This is a genomic window from Mycolicibacterium arabiense (genome assembly GCF_010731815.2).
Taxonomy (GTDB): Bacteria; Actinomycetota; Actinomycetes; order Mycobacteriales; family Mycobacteriaceae; genus Mycobacterium; species Mycobacterium arabiense.
Genome location: NZ_AP022593.1, coordinates 4616544 through 4633633, shown reverse-complemented (window position 1 = coordinate 4633633; position 17090 = coordinate 4616544). Strand labels below are relative to the sequence as shown.

The 17090-nt window shown below is 68.4% G+C and carries 18 protein-coding genes; 10 read left to right on the top strand and 8 right to left on the bottom strand.

The genetic code is table 11. The annotated features are described in order from the left end of the window. Window positions 1-89 precede the first annotated feature (89 nt). The 6 genes from G6N61_RS23915 to G6N61_RS23890 all read left to right on the top strand — a co-directional run bounded on the left by G6N61_RS23915 (window position 90) and on the right by G6N61_RS23890 (window position 5769). Complete coding sequence (locus tag G6N61_RS23915) at window positions 90-2369, top strand: xanthine dehydrogenase family protein molybdopterin-binding subunit (protein WP_163925074.1); 2280 nt, start codon at window positions 90-92, stop codon at window positions 2367-2369. Between the two features lie 22 nt (window positions 2370-2391). After that, on the top strand, window positions 2392-3093 hold the full coding sequence (locus G6N61_RS23910) for an SRPBCC family protein (RefSeq protein ID WP_163922033.1): 702 nt from the start codon (window positions 2392-2394) through the stop codon (window positions 3091-3093). Continuing rightward, window positions 3090-3971: an FAD binding domain-containing protein gene (locus G6N61_RS23905; RefSeq protein ID WP_163922031.1), complete on the top strand. Its 882-nt coding sequence runs from the start codon at window positions 3090-3092 to the stop codon at window positions 3969-3971. Before G6N61_RS23910 ends, G6N61_RS23905 begins: the two co-directional genes overlap by 4 nt. After that, a complete protein-coding gene (locus tag G6N61_RS23900) occupies window positions 3958-4431 on the top strand; it encodes a (2Fe-2S)-binding protein (protein ID WP_163922028.1) in 474 nt (157 codons plus the stop codon). The genes G6N61_RS23905 and G6N61_RS23900 overlap by 14 nt, the downstream gene beginning before the upstream one ends. 88 nt (window positions 4432-4519) lie before the next feature. Beyond that, window positions 4520-4846, top strand: a complete 327-nt coding sequence (locus G6N61_RS23895) for a DUF732 domain-containing protein (RefSeq protein WP_163922025.1) — start codon at window positions 4520-4522, stop codon at window positions 4844-4846. A gap of 38 nt (window positions 4847-4884) precedes the next feature. Further along, window positions 4885-5769, top strand: coding sequence for an NAD(P)-dependent oxidoreductase (locus G6N61_RS23890; RefSeq protein ID WP_163922022.1), 885 nt, complete (start codon window positions 4885-4887; stop codon window positions 5767-5769). On the opposite strand, the gene G6N61_RS23885 is transcribed toward G6N61_RS23890, so the two are convergent. Next, entirely contained in the window at window positions 5766-6599 is an 834-nt protein-coding gene (locus G6N61_RS23885) for an SDR family oxidoreductase (RefSeq protein WP_163925073.1), read from the bottom strand. The genes G6N61_RS23890 and G6N61_RS23885 overlap by 4 nt on opposite strands. A 260-nt stretch (window positions 6600-6859) precedes the next feature. Between G6N61_RS23885 and G6N61_RS23880 the strand changes: the two genes are divergently transcribed. The 4 genes from G6N61_RS23880 to G6N61_RS23865 all read left to right on the top strand — a co-directional run bounded on the left by G6N61_RS23880 (window position 6860) and on the right by G6N61_RS23865 (window position 9403). Then, window positions 6860-7222 (top strand): intersectin-EH binding protein Ibp1, encoded by a 363-nt coding sequence (locus G6N61_RS23880; protein WP_170314517.1) that lies wholly within the window; start codon window positions 6860-6862, stop codon window positions 7220-7222. Window positions 7223-7370: 148 nt separating this feature from the next. Then, complete coding sequence (locus G6N61_RS23875) at window positions 7371-7730, top strand: intersectin-EH binding protein Ibp1 (RefSeq protein ID WP_163925071.1); 360 nt, start codon at window positions 7371-7373, stop codon at window positions 7728-7730. 51 nt (window positions 7731-7781) lie between these two features. After that, window positions 7782-7949, top strand: coding sequence for a hypothetical protein (locus G6N61_RS23870; protein ID WP_170314487.1), 168 nt, complete (start codon window positions 7782-7784; stop codon window positions 7947-7949). Next, on the top strand, window positions 7895-9403 hold the full coding sequence (locus tag G6N61_RS23865; RefSeq protein ID WP_163922019.1) for an alpha,alpha-trehalose-phosphate synthase (UDP-forming): 1509 nt from the start codon (window positions 7895-7897) through the stop codon (window positions 9401-9403). Before G6N61_RS23870 ends, G6N61_RS23865 begins: the two co-directional genes overlap by 55 nt. On the opposite strand, the gene G6N61_RS23860 is transcribed toward G6N61_RS23865, so the two are convergent. Genes G6N61_RS23860 through G6N61_RS23830 form a run of 7 tightly spaced genes read right to left on the bottom strand, consistent with a single transcriptional unit; the run spans window position 9390 to window position 17071 of the window. Beyond that, entirely contained in the window at window positions 9390-9917 is a 528-nt protein-coding gene (locus G6N61_RS23860; protein WP_163922016.1) for a mammalian cell entry protein, read from the bottom strand. The two genes, G6N61_RS23865 and G6N61_RS23860, sit on opposite strands and share 14 nt — an antisense overlap. Then, a complete protein-coding gene (locus G6N61_RS23855; protein WP_163922013.1) occupies window positions 9917-10633 on the bottom strand; it encodes an Rv1363c family protein in 717 nt (238 codons plus the stop codon). Before G6N61_RS23855 ends, G6N61_RS23860 begins: the two co-directional genes overlap by 1 nt. Beyond that, window positions 10633-12384, bottom strand: a complete 1752-nt coding sequence (locus G6N61_RS23850; protein ID WP_163922010.1) for an MCE family protein — start codon at window positions 12382-12384, stop codon at window positions 10633-10635. Before G6N61_RS23850 ends, G6N61_RS23855 begins: the two co-directional genes overlap by 1 nt. After that, window positions 12384-13568, bottom strand: coding sequence for an MCE family protein (locus tag G6N61_RS23845; RefSeq protein ID WP_372481208.1), 1185 nt, complete (start codon window positions 13566-13568; stop codon window positions 12384-12386). Before G6N61_RS23845 ends, G6N61_RS23850 begins: the two co-directional genes overlap by 1 nt. A 14-nt stretch (window positions 13569-13582) precedes the next feature. Further along, complete coding sequence (locus G6N61_RS23840; RefSeq protein WP_163922007.1) at window positions 13583-14989, bottom strand: MCE family protein; 1407 nt, start codon at window positions 14987-14989, stop codon at window positions 13583-13585. Then, entirely contained in the window at window positions 14986-16044 is a 1059-nt protein-coding gene (locus G6N61_RS23835) for an MCE family protein (protein ID WP_163922004.1), read from the bottom strand. The genes G6N61_RS23840 and G6N61_RS23835 overlap by 4 nt, the downstream gene beginning before the upstream one ends. Then, a complete protein-coding gene (locus G6N61_RS23830) occupies window positions 16037-17071 on the bottom strand; it encodes an MCE family protein (RefSeq protein WP_163922001.1) in 1035 nt (344 codons plus the stop codon). Before G6N61_RS23830 ends, G6N61_RS23835 begins: the two co-directional genes overlap by 8 nt. Window positions 17072-17090 lie beyond the last annotated feature (19 nt).

Below are 17090 nucleotides of genomic sequence, written 5' to 3'. Positions count from 1 at the left end.
CGCACCACTTACCCGCAAAAGTGACTAGGGAGCAACCCGTGACCACGAGTACGCCGGAAGTAGTCGCCGCGCGCTACGCAGGCACCCGCATGGCCCGGGTCGAGGACACCCGCCTGCTGACTGGCAAGGGCACCTTCGTCGACGACGTGCAGCGTCCCGGCATGCTGCACGCCTGCTTCGTCCGCAGCCCGTTCGCGCACGCGCGGATCGCGGACATCGACACCACCGCCGCACTGGCACTGCCCGGCGTGCGTGCGATCTTCACCGCTGCCGACTTGAACCACGAGGTCGTCGAGGCGTGGCACGCCGTCGCGGGCAAGGACGTGCCGGACACGCCCCGACCGCCGCTGGCCGAGGGCGTCGTCAAGTTCGTCGGCGATCCGGTCGCCCTCGTCGTCGCCGAGAACCGCTACGTCGCCGAGGACGCGGTCGACCTCGTCGACGTCGACTACGAACCCATGCCTGCGCTGGCAGACTTCCGGAAGTCGCCCGATTCCGGCGTCGTGGTGCACGACGAGTACCCCGACAACGTGGCAGGCGGCATGGGAGGCATGCCGCCCGACGAGGAACTGTTCGCCTCGGCACCCACCGTCGTCTCCGAACGCGTCTACCAGCAGATGTACGTGCCGGTGCCGATCGAGACGCGCGGCCTGGTCGTCGAATGGTCATCCGCTGCAGGGGAACTGACGATGTGGGCGTCTACCCAGACGCCGCACGAACTGCGGGCGTTCTGCGCGCGCCTGCTCGGACTGCCGGCTCAGCGCGTACGCGTCATCATGCGGGATACCGGCGGAGGGTTCGGCCAGAAGGTCGTGCCGATGCGTGAGGACATGTGCATCATGCTGGCCGCGCGCAAGGTGCCGGGTGCACTCAAGTGGATCGAGGACCGCCGCGAGAACCTGATGTCCGCAGGCCAGTCCCGGCACGTCGACGGCACCGTCCGGATGGCGTTCGACGACGACGGCAAGATCCTGGCCGCCGACATCGACTTCGTGCAGGACGTCGGCGCCTACCCGACGCCCTACCCCGTGCTCACCACCGCAGCCATCGGCATGTTCTTCCCCGGTCCGTACCGCGTGCCGAAGGCCAGCTTCAACTACAAGACCGTGTTCTCGAACACCGCTGGGCTGCACGCGTACCGCGGGCCATGGCAGTACGAAACCCTCTCGCGAGAGGTGCTACTGGACATCGCCGCTCGCAGAATGGGCATGGATCCGGTCGAACTGCGCCGCATCAACATCCTGCGCGGCGACGAGATGCCGTATTTCAATCCCAACGGGATGCCGTACGACCACGTCGCACCCGCCGACACCTTCGAGCAGGCCGTGAAGATTCTCGACCACGAGGGCTTCCGCAAGGAGCAGGCCGAGGCGCTGGCGCAGGGCCGCTACATCGGGCTGGGCTTCTCGGCCTACATCGAGCCGACCGCCGCGGCCACGGGATACCTGGCCCACGAGGGCTGCACCATCCGGGTCGAGCCGTCCGGCACCATCAACGTCTACGTCAACGGCGGCTCGACGGGGAACAGCATCGAGACCACCGTCGTGCAGCTCACCGCGGATGCGTTGGGCGCCAACGTCGAAGACGTGCACACCATCCAGGGTGACACCGCCGTCACCCCGTACGGCGCGGGCACCCAGGGCAGTCGCAGCGGTCCGATGACCGCCGGTGCGGTCAACGAGGCCGGTACCGCGGTGCGCGAACAGCTGGTCACACTCGCGGCGCACGCTCTCGGCGTCGACGGGTCCGAGATCGAACTGCGTGACTCGACGGCCCTGTCGCGCAACGATCCCGAGAAGTCGATCACCTTCGCCGAGTTGGCGTACCGGGCGCACTACGAGCCCACGCAGTTCCCGCCCGGCATGGCCACGCAGCTCGAAGCGACCGCCCGGTTCGTGTCGCAGGCGATGATCCACTGGGCCAACGCGACGCACGCGTGTACCTGCGAGGTCGACGTCGACACCGGCCACGTCACCCTCACCCGCTACATCGTGAGCGAGGACGTCGGGCCGATGATCAACCCGAACGTCGTGGAGGGCCAGGTCGCAGGTGGCACCGTGCAGGGCATCGGAGGCGCACTGCTGGAACAGCTTTCGTACGACACCGACGGCAACCCACTGTCCTCGACGTTCGTCGACTACCTGCTTCCCACGGCCACCGAGGTGCCCCCGCTGGAGTTCGGCCACGTCGAGATCCCCGGGCCCGGTGTCGGCGGTTACAAGGGCTGCGGCGAGGGCGGCGCCATCGGCGCGACGCCTGCCGTCATCAACGCCGTCAACGACGCGCTGGCCCCGCTCGGCGTGACCGTCACCGAACTCCCCGCGAGCCCCGCCACGATCGTGGACCTGATCGAACGCGCCCGGCCATGACCCTAGGAAAGGACCACTGACCGTGGAACTCAACAACGAATTCCGGGTCGCGGTACCCGCCGCGAAGACGTGGGACGTCCTGACCGACGTGGAACGCGTCGCACCCTGCCTGCCAGGGGCGACCCTGCTGTCGGTCGACGGTGACGACTTCACCGGTGCGGTCAAGGTCAAGGTCGGCCCGATCACCGTCTCCTACAAGGGCGTCGCCTCCTACCAGGAGAAGGACGAGACCGCGCGGCGCATCGTGCTGCGCGCCGAGGGCAAGGAGACCCGTGGCAGCGGCACCGCCGCCGCCACCGTCACCGCCCAGCTGAAGGACGAAGGGGACGCCACCCACGTGGTGATCAGCACCGACCTCGCGATCTCGGGCAAGGCCGCCCAGTTCGGCCGCGGTGTGCTGGCCGACGTGTCGTCCAACCTGATCGGCCAGTTCGCCCGCAGCCTCGAAGCGGAACTGCTGGGCAGCGCCTCCGGGGCGGGCACCGCCACGACCACCGCGCCCACGGCCGAGGCTGCGGTCGCAGCGGCCCAGCCCGGCGCCGATTCGGTCGACCTGCTCAAGGTCGTCGCCCTCCCCGTCGCCAAGCGCGCTGCGCCGGTGCTGGCGGGTGTCGCCGCGGGCGCCGCGCTCGGCTTCCTGCTCGGCAAGCGCAGAAAGCCCGCGCACCCGGCCGCGATCAAGGCCGACGAACTCATCGCCGCCCTCTCCCGGCTCGTCTCGTGAAGGCCGCGCCGTTCGCGTACCACCGCCCCGACTCGGTGAAGGAGGCGGTGGATCTGCTCGCCGAGTTCGGCGACGAGGCCAAGATCCTGGCCGGCGGGCAGAGCCTGGTGCCGATGCTGGCGATGCGGCTCACCCACTTCGAGAATCTGATCGACATCTCGCGCGTCGACGAGTTGTGTGGGATCGACCTCGTCGACGGCGAGGTGGTGATCGGCGCTGCCACCCCGCACGCGCTGGTGGGCCTCGACGACGAAGTCGCCGACTCCGTGCCGCTGCTCACCGCGGTGACCCCGCACATCGGCCACTTCCAAATCCGGACCAGGGGCACCCTCGGCGGCGCGGTCGCCCACGCCGACCCCGCGGCGGAGTACGCCGCCGTCGCGTTGACGCTCGGTGCGACGATCGACGCCGCGTCGTCCCGCGGCGACCGACAGATCCCGGCGAGTGACTTCTTCACCGGCTTGTGGGAGAACTCCCTGGCACCCGACGAGATCCTGCGCGCCGTGCGCTTCCCCGTGTGGCCGGGCCGCACCGGTTTCGCGGTGCACGAATTCGCCCGCAGGCACGGTGACTTCGCGATCGCCGGTGCCACCGTGGCCGTCGCACTCGACGACGACGACCGCGTGACGCGCTGCGGCATCGGCCTGCTCGGGCTGGGATCGACACCCAAGCGCGCCACCCCCGCCGAGGACGCGGTCACCGGACGGCCCGTGGCCGACGTGAGCGCCGACGCGATCGGCGCGCTGGCGATGTCCGGTCTTGCCGACGTCCCCAGCGATCTACAGGGCTCCGCGTCCTACCGCACGCGGGTGGGTGCGGCGATGGTCGCGCGCGCATGGACCGATGCGACCACGGAGGCACTCGATGCACGAGACTGACGTCCACATGACGGTCAACGGCACCCCGCACGGCGGTGCCGTGGAGCCGCGGCTCACGCTCGCGGACTTCCTGCGCGAGAAGTGCGGGCTGACCGGCACGCATCTCGGCTGCGAGCACGGGGCGTGCGGTGCGTGCACGGTGCTCCTCGACGGCCAGGCGGTGCGATCGTGCCTGATCTTCGCCGTCCAGGTCGACGGCCAGGAGGTCACCACGGTCGAGGGCATCGCATCGCCCGACGGCGAACTGTCACCGGTACAGGCGGCGATGCGGGCGTGCCACGGTCTGCAGTGCGGTTTCTGCACACCGGGATTCGTCACGTCGATCACGGCGTTGCTGCGCGACAACCCGCAGCCCACCGACGACGAGATCCGCGAAGGGCTGTCGGGCAACTTCTGTCGGTGCACCGGCTATCAGGGCATCGTCAACGCCGTGCATCAGGCCGCCCAGTCCCTTACGTAACAGTCGTCGTCCACGACCGATACACCCTGGAGAGGTTTGCTGACGTACGGTGGACGCGCACGGTTCATCGCTGAGGAGGGCAAGACGCATGAGGTTCGGCCACGTCGCCGCGGCACTTCTGATCGCCGCCGGTACCGCTGCATCCCTGGCGGCGCCCGCGTCCGCTGATCCCGCCGACGCGCAGGTGGACAAGGTCTTCGCGAAGGCCGTCCGCGACGCGCGGCTGCAGATCCCCTCCAGCGAGGCCATCGACCTCGCCCAGTCGACGTGCAACGTGCTGGTCAACGGCGGCTCGGTCGAGGCGGCGCTGCGACACATCCAGACCGCCACCGAGTGGAAGTCGGTCGACGACATCAGCACGTTCGGCAGCCTCGCCGTGCAGGGCTACTGCCCGCAGGCGAATCCCAACCGCTAGCCGAGAACTTCTCCCCATCCGCGGCGATAGTGGAGAGCATGGACATCGGATTCGTCGGACTGGGCAACATGGGCGCGGCCATGGCCGCCAACCTCATCGCTGCGGGACACACGGTCACCGCTTACAACCGCTCACACGACAAGGTGGAGGCTCTCGAGGGCGCGCGCCCGGCCCGCACCGTCGCCGACGCCTGCACCGGTGAAGTCGTCGTGTCGATGCTCGCGGACGACCACGCCGTCGAGGCCGTCACCTTCGGCGCCGACGGCATCCTCGCGGCTCTCCCTCGGTCGGCCGTGCACGTGTCGTGCTCGACCATCAGCGTGGCTTTGGCCGAACGCCTCACCGTCGCACACGCCGAGGCGGGGCAGCAGTTCGCCGCCGCGCCAGTGTTCGGCAGGCCCGAGGCTGCCCGCGCGGCGAAGCTGTTCGTGGTGGCGGCAGCCGAACCCGAGGTGTTGCGGACCATCGAACCGATCCTCGACGCCGTCGGCCAGCGCACCTTCGTGGTGGGGTCGGAGCCCAAGGCCGCCAACCTGGTCAAGCTGTCCGGCAACTTCCTGATCGCGTCGGTCATCGAAACCCTCGGCGAGGCAATGGCACTGGTCTCCAAGGCCGGTGTCGACAAGGAGCAGTACCTCGAGATCCTGACCTCGACGCTGTTCGGCGCACCGGTGTACCAGACCTACGGCGGGCTGGTGGCGCGCGAGGAGTTCGAGCCCGCGGGCTTCGCTGCGACGCTCGGCCTCAAGGACATTCGCCTCGTGCTCGAGGCCGGGGAGGAACTACGCGTTCCGCTCCCGGTCGCGAGTCTGCTCCGCGACCGCTTCCTGACGCTGCTGGCCACCGGCGGCGGTGAGCTCGACTGGTCCGCCATGGGCGCCCTGGCCTCTTGGGAGGCGGGCGGCGCCGGACCGATCCGCTAGGACACCACCCCGCGCAGGCCGTCCGCGCCGAAGACCGGTTCGAGCATCGACGACATGTCCGGCCCGCGACGCAGACCGTGCCCGCCGTCGACGTTGATGATCTGGCCGGTGATCCACTCGGCCGCGTCGCTGAGGAGGAACAGCGCAGCATTGGCGATGTCGGTCACCTCACCCGGGCGCGGCAGCGGCGTGCAGCTCGCGTAGTCGGCGCTGATGTCGGGTGAATCCAGAATGGGCGCAACCATGTCCGTGCGGATCAGGCCCGGCCGGATGCCGTTGACCCGCACCCATGACGCGCCGAGTTCGTCGGCGGCCAGCATCATCAGGTGGTCCAGTGCCGCCTTGCTCGGCCCGTAGGACGCGAACCAGCGGTGGGTGTTGCTCGAGGCGATCGACGAGATGCCGACGAACGAGCCGCCGCCGCCGCGCACCATCTCGCGGGCACTGTGCTTGAGGACGTACATCGTGCCGTTGACGTTGAGATCGACGGTCTGACGCCAACCCTCGGAATCGACCTGGGTGATGGGCCCAATCGTCAACGATCCACCGGCGCTGTGCACGACGCCGTGCAGTCGACCATGCCACGCGGTCGTGGCATCCACGACGCGAGCCACCTCGTCCTCGTTGGTCACGTCGGCGGGCTCGTAGCGCACGCGGCCGGCCCCATCGCCGGCGCCAATCTCCTCGGCCGCCGCGGCGAGCTTGTCGGCGTTGCGCCCGACCAGCATTGCGTTGCCGCCCGCCGCCACCACGGCTGCCGCGACACCCTTGCCGATGCCGCTGCCACCACCGGTGACGAGGTAGGTCCGATCCACCAACGAGAGTTGCACCATTGCCTCCGCTTGAATCTCACTCATCCGAGTCCGTCGCCCCAAAACTGGAACACGTTCTACATCGAACCACGGCGCCGCGAGGCTGCATAGCAGCGGCTCGGCAGCGATGTCACAGGGGTCTCGCAGACCCCTCACAGATTTGGTACCGCCGCACCACTTTCTGCTCACTTCGGCTGATGGGAGTGGCTTGATCAGCGTATTCTCGCCAACGGAATCGGCCCCCCGCCGCGTTCCGAACGACGATAGAAAGCGTGACGATGGCCAAGAACATCTTCGCTCCTCGCACGAGCGCACCGCAGCGACTGGTCCTCGCCGGAGGCTTCGCCATGGCGATCGCGGCGGCGCCGGTCTTGCTGGCCGTTGCCGCACCGGCGATCACCGGACCGACCGTGACGGCATGCCCCGGCGGCGAGACCGAGGACACCTTCACCAACACCTGCACGCCGGACCTGGTGCCGAATTCGCCTTCGTTCTCGACCACCTCGCCGGGCGGACTCCCGTCAGTCGACGGAATCCCCTGCACCGGAGGAAATTCCGGCCAGTGCATCGGTCTCGGCGAGGAGCAGCAGGCAGAGGGCCCGATGGCCGTGCCGCGCTCGAGCGTCAGCTCGAGCCCCTAGCCGACGCGGGGCGGCGCACCCGCCGTCGTCCCGCCGGCCGCTCGAACGCGGGACCGTCTCTCAGGGAACTAGTGGAACTCGTGCAGATTCTTGGCAGCTTCCATAGACTCACCCTCGACGACACGGTCAAACAAGAGAAAGCGTGACGATGGCGATCCTGCATGTCTCAGCCAGACGACTCATCCTTGCGGGCGGGTTCGCGCTCGCCGTCGCCGCGGCGCCCGCGGTCGCCGTGTTCGCCGGACCCTCGGCCGCACCGGCCGCCCCGGTCGCAGCATGCGGCGGCGGCGAGGAGCCGGACCAGTTCACCGGCATCTGCGTCCCGCACACCGTGCCGAGTTCGCCGTTCAGCTCCATCCCCGGCAACCCGGACATCCCGGCGATCGACGGCATCCCCTGCACCGGCGCGAACAGCGGTCAGTGCATCGGCCTCGCCGAAGACGCGCCGCAGTACGTGCCCCCGCAGTCCTCGGTCGGCAGCAGCCCCACGGTCACCGGCTTCTCCTGATCTGACCCGCCTCTGGGCGACTCGGTCCGCCGAGTCGCCTAGAGTTGAGTCATGGCAGCAACCCCAGATCCAGCGGACATCGTCGAAGACGTCGAACCACTAGCCGACAGTACGGCGCGTCAGGCACGCAAGGTGGTGGCCGCTTACGCCACCGATGCCGACGAATGCCGCGTGTTCCTGTCGATGCTGGGCATTGGGCCGGCGAAGCTCGACGCATAGTGGCGGAGTCGGCCGAACGGGGAGACGCCGACTTCCTCGTGGTGGCCAACCGGCTGCCGATCGACATGGAACGGTTGCCCGACGGCACCACGACCATCAAGCGCAGTCCCGGTGGGCTGGTCACCGCACTGGAGCCGATCCTGCGCAGCCGCCACGGTGCGTGGATCGGCTGGCCGGGCATCACCGACGGTGACGACGAACCGGTCGTCGAAGACGGTCTGACGATGCGCCCGGTCGTCCTGTCGGCCGACGACGTCGAGAAGTACTACGAGGGCTTCTCCAACGCCACCCTGTGGCCGCTGTACCACGACGTCATCGTCAAGCCGATCTACCACCGCAAGTGGTGGGACCGCTACGTCGAGGTCAACCGCCGCTTCGCCGAGGCCACGGCCCGCTCGGCCGCCGAGGGCGCGACGGTGTGGGTGCAGGACTACCAGCTGCAACTGGTGCCGAAGATGCTGCGCATGCTGAGGCCCGATCTCACCATCGGGTTCTTCCTGCACATCCCGTTCCCGCCGATCGAACTGTTCATGCAGATGCCGTGGCGGACCGAGATCATCGAGGGCCTGCTCGGCGCCGACCTCGTCGGCTTCCACCTGCCCGGCGGCGCACAGAACTTCCTCTACCTGGCCCGCCGGCTCGTCGGCGCGAACACCTCGCGCGCGACGGTGGGCGTGCGGTCGCGGCTCGGCGAGGTACAGGTCGGCTTCCGCACCGTGAAGGTCGGAGCCTTCCCCATCTCGATCGACTCCACCGACCTCGACGGCAAGGCCCGCGACCGACGGGTCCGCCAACGTGCGCGGGAGATCCGCGCCGAGCTCGGCAACCCGCGCAAGGTGCTGCTCGGCGTCGACCGGCTCGACTACACCAAGGGCATCGACGTCCGGCTCGAGGCGTTCTCCGAACTCCTCGAGGAAGGCCGCGCCGACCCCGCCGACACCGTGCTGATCCAGCTCGCCACCCCCAGCCGGGAGCGCGTCGAGAGCTACAAGGTGATGCGCGAGGACATCGAGCGCCAAGTCGGTCACGTCAACGGCGAGTTCGGCGAAGTCGGCCACCCCGTCGTGCACTACCTGCACAAGCCGATCCCCCGCGACGAACTGATCGCGTTCTTCGTGGCGGCCGACGTGATGCTGGTGACTCCGCTGCGTGACGGGATGAACCTGGTCGCCAAGGAGTACGTCGCGTGCCGCAGCGACCTGGGCGGCGCTCTGGTGCTCAGCGAATTCACCGGCGCCGCAGCCGAACTCCGGCAGGCCTACCTGACGAACCCGCACCACCTCGACGGTGTCAAGGACTCGATCGAGGCTGCCCTGAACCAGGCGCCCGAAGAGGGCCGCCGCCGGATGCGGGCGCTGCGCAGGCAGGTCCTCGCGCACGACGTCGATCGGTGGGCCAGGTCGTTCCTCGACGCACTGTCCTCGACGGAGCAGGACGCTCCTAGATCGGAGTGATGAACTTGATCTTCCACTGCCCGTCGATCTTCTCGTAGTCGACGCGCAACCGGCTCCCGTCGTAAACGGGCTGCTTGGACTTGTCCGTCACCGTGCGGTTCATGAACACCAGCACGCTGGCCGAATCCCGTCGCGCTTCGAGCACGCCCGAACCGACCACGTTGGCCTGTGAGATCACCTGACGCTCACGGGCCTGCGGAATGATGTCCTTGCTCGCCCGCTCCTCGAACTCCCTGCGGTAGTCGGGCGTCAGCAGGTTGTACGCATCGGTGAGGCTGCGCTCCACGGTCTGGAAGTCGTAACCGAAGACCAGCGGAATCTGTTCGGCGGCAAGGCCACACGCGGGCGGAGCCATGCCACCCTCGCACGGGCCGAGCGCGACGCGGGTGGCCTCCTGGGCGTTCAGCTGGGCTCGCGTCCACACCAGGTAGCCGCCGACGCCACCGAGCGCGACGAACCCGAACGCCAGCACCACGCCGACCAACACGACCACGCGGGTGGTCCAGCGGCCCATCAGTTGCCACCGTCGGGGTACTTGAGGTCGTAGCCCGTCATGTGCCCGTTGTCGTCCTCGTGCACGACGATTCGCAACCGGTAGGGCTGCGAGGGCTTGTTCACGCCGTCGAGGTCGGTGACGGTCACCCGCGCCGACACCAGCACCGTGGCGTTCTTCGCGGTCTCGTCGACCTTCTCGAGTGCGGCGCCGCTGATGACGGCCTCCGAACTGGCGTTGGTGTCGCGGAAGATGGCCTTCAGGTTCTCGACGTTGTCGCCCTGGCTCAGCATGTCCCGCAGGGGACCGCTGGTGCCGTTGACGAAGCGGTTCACGCTCTCGTCGATCGTGTTCTGGTCGTAGCTGAACATGTTCACCACGGTCTGGGTCGCGGTGTCGACGAAGAGCCGATCGCGAGACACCGCCGCCTCGGCCTCGCGCTGCTGCAGTCCGAAGACCACCGTCAGGACTCCGAGCACGGCGACCGCCAGAGCGCAGACCCCGAGCCCGACCGCGGTCACCAGCGCGCGGTGCGGCTGACGGCGCGGCGGCGGCGCAACGGGCCGGGACACCTTCACCCGCACCGGGGCCGGCGTCTCGACGGTCGCAGCCGTCGAAGACTCCCGCACCGGACTCGCCGGACCTGCAGCGCGCGAGGCACGACGGCGGCGGGCGGCAGTCACCGGCGGCTCGGGCGCGTCAGTCGCGACGTCGTCCGACACCGAGTCGTTGGTCATCAAGCCTGCCTTGGATCCTTCATCAGATCGACCCAGCTCTCCGCGGGAACGAACTCGTCCGAGCCCGAGGCGAGGACGCCCGTCCCGCCGGAGGGGTCTGCGAATACACCGGTTCTCGAATCGTACGTCGCCGTGGCCGGACCACTGGCGACCGGCGCCGGCTGTCCGGGAACGGCCTGGCTGGGCAGCAGCGGACCCTGTCCGGGCAGCACCGGGCCGGTGGCCGGGGCGGGCGCCTCGGCAGGCAGCGGACCCGGCGCAGGCGGTGGCGGAGCCCCTGGCAGCGACCGGCCGTACGGCGGCACGATCTGGTCGGGCGGCGCGTAGAACGGCAGCGGCGGCGGCGGGATGCCTGGGTCGCTCGGCGGAACCGGAAGTGGGAATGGCGCATTGGGCGCGGGGCCCGGGCCCGGCACCACACCGGGCGGCAGCTGGACCGACGGCGGACCCGGGTCGTAGTCCCGTTCCGGCGGAATGTTCGGGAACTTGTTCGCCGGGAAGATGTTCCGCGGATCGGTGATCGGCGTGCTGCCGTAGGGCACCGGGGGTCCGCGCCACGGGTTGCTGCCGATCGGCACGTAACCGCGCGGGTCGCGGCACAGCTGCACGGTCGGAGCGCGCTTGCCCGGGAACTCCTGGCACGGGTAGTTGCGGGCGCCACGCACCACGGTCGGATCGCTCTGGGCGGCCTTGCAGTACAGGTCGGTCGGCAGGTCGCGCAGCGTGGTGTCGGCGGGCGTGCGGATCTGCGACGGCGGGATGAACCCGACGTTGCACGGCGGCGGGTCGCCGAGGTCGACCTTGAAGTCCAGCTTGCCGCCCTCGTCGGCGGGCACACCGCCAGCCACGGTGATCAGCGCGGCCATCAGCGCCGGGAAGATGACGAGCGCCTGCTCGATCGACTTGTTGTAGATGACGCCGATGCGCCCTACGTTGGCCAGGTTGGCCGCGAGCATCGGGAAGTTCGGCCGGATGCCGTCGAAGGTCGTGTTGGCTGCCTCGGCGGCCCCGGGCACCTCGCGGAGCACCCCACGCAGCTGCGGGTCGGCGTTCGCGACCTCGGTGGTGAACCGCGCCAGCCCCTCGGACAGCGAGCGGATGTCGTCACCGCTGCGGATCTGGGCGTCGAGGAACGGCCCGACCTGATCGATGAGTTGAGTGGTCTGCCCGTAGTTCGCGTTGGCCTCGTCGACCAGGGCGCGGCCGGACTGGATGAGCCGGGAGAGTTCGGGCCCAGAACCGTTGAACGCCTTGAACGACTCGCGGAGCAGATCCTGGATGCGGCTGTCGCCGATGCTGTTGACGAGGTCGTCGGCCTGGGTGAGCAGACCGGCGATGTCCTGACCGATTGCGGTGCGGTCGGTCCCGATGTCCGCGCCGTCACCCAGCAGTCGGTCGGACGGGTCGGCGGGCGGCACCAGGTCGATGTACTGCTCGCCGATCGCCGACACGCTCTTCACCGTCGCGGTGACGTTCTCCGGCACCGGGGTGTCGGAGTTGAGCCGCATCTCGGCGACCACCGAGTCGTCGGACAGCCCTACCTTCTGGACCCGCCCGATGGTCACGCCGCGGTAGGTCACGTTCGCGTTCTCGTACAGCCCGCCGCCCGCGACGAAGTTGGCGGTGACGTTGTAGGAGCCGATGCCCAGCGCGGACGGCACGTGCAGGTAGAACGCCGAGATGGCGCCCACGCACACCACGGTGACGATCGCGAATATCGAGAGCTGAAGTCTCGTCAACTTGTCGATCATCAGGGCACCGCCTCGGTGTGCTGGGTGGCCGTACCCGCCGGGATCTGGAACGGATCCGCGGCCTGACCGGACAGGTTCGCCATCGCCCCCGTGAGGAAGTCCGGCGGGTTGATCACCTCGTTGAGGCGCTTCATGTTCGGGTCGAGGCCCTTCGACGTGGTGAACACCGACTCGCCGATGCGCCGCACCGTGAGGTCGAACGTCACGAATACGTTGAGATAGTCACCGCGCACGGCGTTGCGCAGGTACTTGTAGTGGAACGGGAACGTCGGCAGGAACTCGAGGTCGGTGATGAAGTCGTCGGCGTTGTCGTTGAACGCCTTCACCACCGGGTAGAGGTCCTTGAAGTCCGCCGTGAAGTCGTCCCGGATCCCCGTCAGCACGCGCGACGCGACGTTCGAGAAGGTCCGCAGCGCCGTGAAGGCGTCGACGAGGTTGGTGCGGTTGGCGTTGAGCACCTTGAGCGCCTCGGGCAGCGTGTCCAGCGTCCGGCCCAGGTCGTCCTTGCTGCGCGCCAGGATTCCCGCGAAGCGGTTGAGTCCCTCTGCCGCAGCGATGATGTCGGCCGTCTGCTGATCCAGCGAACCGGTCAGCTCCGCGAGTCGTGGCATGAGCCCGGCGAAGCTGCCCTGCCTGCTCGCGACACCGGCGTAGATCTCCTCGGTGATGTCTTGCAGCGCGCCGAGATTGCCCTTGTTGACCACGACGCCGAGCGACGACAGCACTTCCTCGGTCGTCGGGTACCGACCGGTCTGGCCCAACGGGATGGTGGCCCCGTTCCGGAGCCTGCCCTTGCCGGCACTATCGGCCGGCTCCTTGAGTTCGACGTGCTGCGATCCGAGCAGCGAGGTCTGCGCGACGGTGGCCGTCGCGTCGTCGGGCAGGTCGACGCTGCCGTCGAGGGACAGCTTCACCGCGGCGAAGAACGTGCCGTCGGAGCGTTGCACGGCCTCGATGCCGGACACACTGCCGACCGTGACGTCGTCGATCATCACCGGCGAGTTCTGCGGCAGCGTTGCCACGTCCGGCAGTTCGACGGTGATCGTGTACGAGCCGCTGCCGTGACCCTGGGTGCCGGGCATGTCCAGTGAGTTCAGCCCGCCGAACGAGCAGCCGGCGAGCAGCACCGCTCCCGATCCGATCGCCACCGAGCGACGGCCGGTCCGCAGTGCGTTGTCGACCAACGAGTTTCGCTTCGTCACGGTTGTCCTCCCCCAGTCTCCGCGGGCAGGGCTTCGGGCGCGGGGCCGGGCAACGGTCCCGCTCCCATGGGCGGCGGAGCCGATGGGGCTCCCGCCGGCGAGACCTGGCCGACCTCCGCGGGCGGGGGCAGGATCAAGTCGGTGATCCTGCCGTCCGGACTCGGCGTCGGGGGCGTCACGCCCGGTGCCGGATTCCACTGCAGGTATGGCACCGGCGTCTGCGCCTTGGCCTCGGTCGCAGGGGTGTCGTAGAGGATCTGGCCCTTGTAGGCGGTGATGCTGTTGATGGGGTGGAACAGCACCGGCGGGTAGTTGACCGCGAGTCGCTTGAACACCGGGCCCATGCGCTGGCGGCAGATCTCGGCGCGCTTGAAGTTGTCGGGTGAAGCACCCACGTCGAACGTGCCGCCGCAGATGAACTGGACGGGGTTGGAGAAGTTCGGCAGTGACAGCAGACCGCCGACGGTGCCCTGTGCCGGGTTGTAGATGTTGTAGAAGTTGGCCAGACCGTTCGGCGTGATGTGCAGGATCTGCTCGATGTCATCACTGTGCTCGGTGAGGATGTTGGTGAAGTCGGTCAGCTTGTTGACCTGACCGATCAGCGCCGAGTTGTTCTCGTTCAGAAAGCCCTTCACGTCCGAGAGCGCCTGATTCAGCGTGCCGAGGGTGTTGTCGAGGTCGGCCGAGCTGTCGGCCAGCACCTGCGACACCGACGCGACGTGGTTGGTGAACTGCACGATCTGCTCGTTGCTGTTCGACAGCGCCTCCACCAGCACCTGCAGATTGCGCACGGTGCCAAAGAGATCGGTACGGGAGTCGCCGAGCCGGCCCGCGGTCTGCGACAACTCGCGCAGCGCCCTGCGGAACGAGTCGCCGTTGCCGTCGAAGGTGTCCGCCGCCTGGTTCACGAACTCCGAGAGCGGCCCCTGCACTCCCCCGTCCTTCGGACCGAGCTGGGTGCTGAGCTGCGTGAGCTGCTCCTTGACCTCGTCCCACTCGACCGGAACTCCGGTGCGGTCCATCCCGATCTCGGCGCCGTTGGCCAGTTCGGGACCGCCGGTGTAGGCGGGCGTGAACTGGATGAACCGCGCCGACACCAGGTTCGGCGCGATGACGATGGCGCGTGCGTCGGCGGGCAGCCTGACGCCGTTGTCGACCGTCATGGTGATCTTGACGTCGCCGGCACGCGGTTCGATCTTGTCGATGGTGCCGACGGGAACGCCGACGACGCGTACGTCGTCACCCGGGTACAGGCCCACTGCCGACGGGAAGTAGGCCACCACCTGGATGCCACCACGCGATGGCCACACCAGGAACACGCCGGCGGCCAGCAGGGCCACCAGGGCCACCACCAGCGCCGGTCGCCACCAGCGACGTCTGAGCCTCTCGTTCTGATGGGTCATGGCGACTTCGGCCTGATGATCAGACGCTCGGAGATGAACCCGCGCAGGTAGTCGGCGAGGCTGTCCGGCAGCTTGCCCGGCTGGAAGTACGTGTCCAGCAGCACTTCCGACAGCGAGGCCGGTGGCAGGCCGTACAGGTTGATCTGGAAGCCGGAGCCCGAGCCGACGACCTCGCCGAGGGTGGTGGCGTACGGCGGGAGCCTGCGCAGCGCCTCGCCGATGTGGTCGCGTCGTTCGAGCAGGTTGTCCATCACCAGGTTCAGCTTCTCCAGCGCCGGTCCGAATTCGCGCCGGTTGTCGTCGACGAAGCCCGACAGCTGTACCGACACGTCGTCGATGCCCGCGATCAGGTTGCTCAGCGCCTGGCGCCGCTCGTCGAGCGCAGCGAAGAGCAGGTTGCCGTCGGTGATCAGCTGGTTCACCTGGCCCGCGCGCTGGGCGAGGGTGTCGGACACTCGCTTGGCGTGTGCGAGGAGCTGCTCGAGCGCCTCGTCGCGGGCGTTGAGGCTGCGCGACAGGTTGGCCACCCCGTCGAGCGCGCCGCGCAACTGCGGCGTCGCATCCCGCAGCGTGCCGGTCAGCGTCTGCAGCGCGAGTTCGAACCGCGGCTTGTCCAGCTCACTGGCGTTCTCCCCAAGGTCCTGCAGCGCCGTGTTCAGGGTGTACGGAGTCGTGGTGCGCTCCAACGGGATCACCGTGACGTTGCCGGTGCCGCGGGGGGTCACCGACAGCGACTTCTGGCCGAGCACGGTGTCGGTCTTGATCGCCACCAGCGACTGGTCGCCCACCCGGATGTCGCGATCGACGGTGAAGTTCACCTTCGCGGCGGCGCCAGCCAGCTCCACCGACGACACCCTGCCGACCTGGATTCCGGAGACCGCAACGTCGTTGCCCGGCGTGATGCCGCCTGCGTCGTCGAAGTAGGCCTCGTAGTTCTTGCCCTGCGGGAAGAACGGCAGCGTCGAGTAGCCGAAGGACACCAGGACGACGCACACCACCAGCACGATGCCGAAGATGCCCGTGCGCAGCGGATTCGAACTATCGGGCCTAGCCATTCTCCGAACACCTCCCCTTCGTCGGATCGGGTGGACCACCGAACGGGAGGAGGATGTCACTGCCCGCGGGGCCGTTGATCTTCATCCGGATCGAGCAGTAGTAGATGTTGAAGAACGACCCGTAGGCACCGAGCGCGTTGAGCCGCAGGTAGTTCTCGGCCAGCGGCTCGATGACCTTGTTCAGGTCGCCCTTGCGCTCGTCGAGCCGCTGCGCGAGCGGCCGTACGTTCTCGATCACGCCCTGCACCGGTCGACGACTGTTCTGCAGCAGGGTGGTCAGGTCACTCGTCGCCGACGCGAGCGGCGGGATGGCGCCGGCGATCGGATCGCGGTTCTGGGCCAGCCCCGTCATCAACTGCTGCAGCTGGTCGACGGTGGTGTCGAACTGCTGGCCCTTCTCGTCGACCGTGCCGAGGACGGTGTTCAGGTTGTTGATCACGTCGCCGATCAGCTGGTCGCGGTCGGCGATCTGCTGGGTGAACGAGCTGGTCGAGGCGAGCATGCTCGACAGCGCACCGCCCTGGCCCTGCAGCAGTTCGATGACGGCGTTGCTGACCTCGTTGACCTTGTCGCCGTCGAGACCCTTGAGCACCGGCCGCAGACCACCGAGCAGCGCGTCGAGGTCGAGCGCGGGCTGGGTGTTCTCCTTGGCGATCGTCGCCCCCACCGGGAGCTTTCGCAAATCTCCCGGGCCCGAGGTTATCTCGAGGTACCGGTCACCGACCAGGTTCTCGTAGCGCACGGCCGCCCGCGTGGACGTGTACAGCTGGTACCGGTCGTTGACGTCGAACTCGACGTCCACCGTGTTGTCGGGGTTGAGGCTGACGTTCTTGACCGCACCGACGGGCACGCCTGCGATGCGGACGTCCTGGCCCGACTTCAGTCGTGATGCCTCGGTGAAGGTGGCGTGAAAGGTATTGCCGGACGCGAACTTGAACTGGCCGAACACCACGACCAGTCCCGCGGCGACGAGCAGCATCACGACGGTGAACACCGCGACGCCGATGATCGTCTTGTCTGCCTTCATCAGTGCGCTCTCCTCTTCG

Coding starts and splice junctions, on each gene's coding strand:
- G6N61_RS23915 (WP_163925074.1), top strand. CDS start 90: ATGGCCCGGGTCGAGGACACCCGCCTGCTGACTGGCAAGGGCACCTTC.
- G6N61_RS23890 (WP_163922022.1), top strand. CDS start 4,885: ATGGACATCGGATTCGTCGGACTGGGCAACATGGGCGCGGCCATGGCC.
- G6N61_RS23900 (WP_163922028.1), top strand. CDS start 3,958: ATGCACGAGACTGACGTCCACATGACGGTCAACGGCACCCCGCACGGC.
- G6N61_RS23895 (WP_163922025.1), top strand. CDS start 4,520: ATGAGGTTCGGCCACGTCGCCGCGGCACTTCTGATCGCCGCCGGTACC.
- G6N61_RS23835 (WP_163922004.1), bottom strand. CDS start 16,044: ATGGCTAGGCCCGATAGTTCGAATCCGCTGCGCACGGGCATCTTCGGC.
- G6N61_RS23850 (WP_163922010.1), bottom strand. CDS start 12,384: ATGATCGACAAGTTGACGAGACTTCAGCTCTCGATATTCGCGATCGTC.
- G6N61_RS23870 (WP_170314487.1), top strand. CDS start 7,782: ATGGCAGCAACCCCAGATCCAGCGGACATCGTCGAAGACGTCGAACCA.
- G6N61_RS23830 (WP_163922001.1), bottom strand. CDS start 17,071: ATGAAGGCAGACAAGACGATCATCGGCGTCGCGGTGTTCACCGTCGTG.
- G6N61_RS23840 (WP_163922007.1), bottom strand. CDS start 14,989: ATGACCCATCAGAACGAGAGGCTCAGACGTCGCTGGTGGCGACCGGCG.
- G6N61_RS23865 (WP_163922019.1), top strand. CDS start 7,895: ATGCCGCGTGTTCCTGTCGATGCTGGGCATTGGGCCGGCGAAGCTCGA.
- G6N61_RS23880 (WP_170314517.1), top strand. CDS start 6,860: ATGGCCAAGAACATCTTCGCTCCTCGCACGAGCGCACCGCAGCGACTG.
- G6N61_RS23855 (WP_163922013.1), bottom strand. CDS start 10,633: ATGACCAACGACTCGGTGTCGGACGACGTCGCGACTGACGCGCCCGAG.
- G6N61_RS23875 (WP_163925071.1), top strand. CDS start 7,371: ATGGCGATCCTGCATGTCTCAGCCAGACGACTCATCCTTGCGGGCGGG.
- G6N61_RS23860 (WP_163922016.1), bottom strand. CDS start 9,917: ATGGGCCGCTGGACCACCCGCGTGGTCGTGTTGGTCGGCGTGGTGCTG.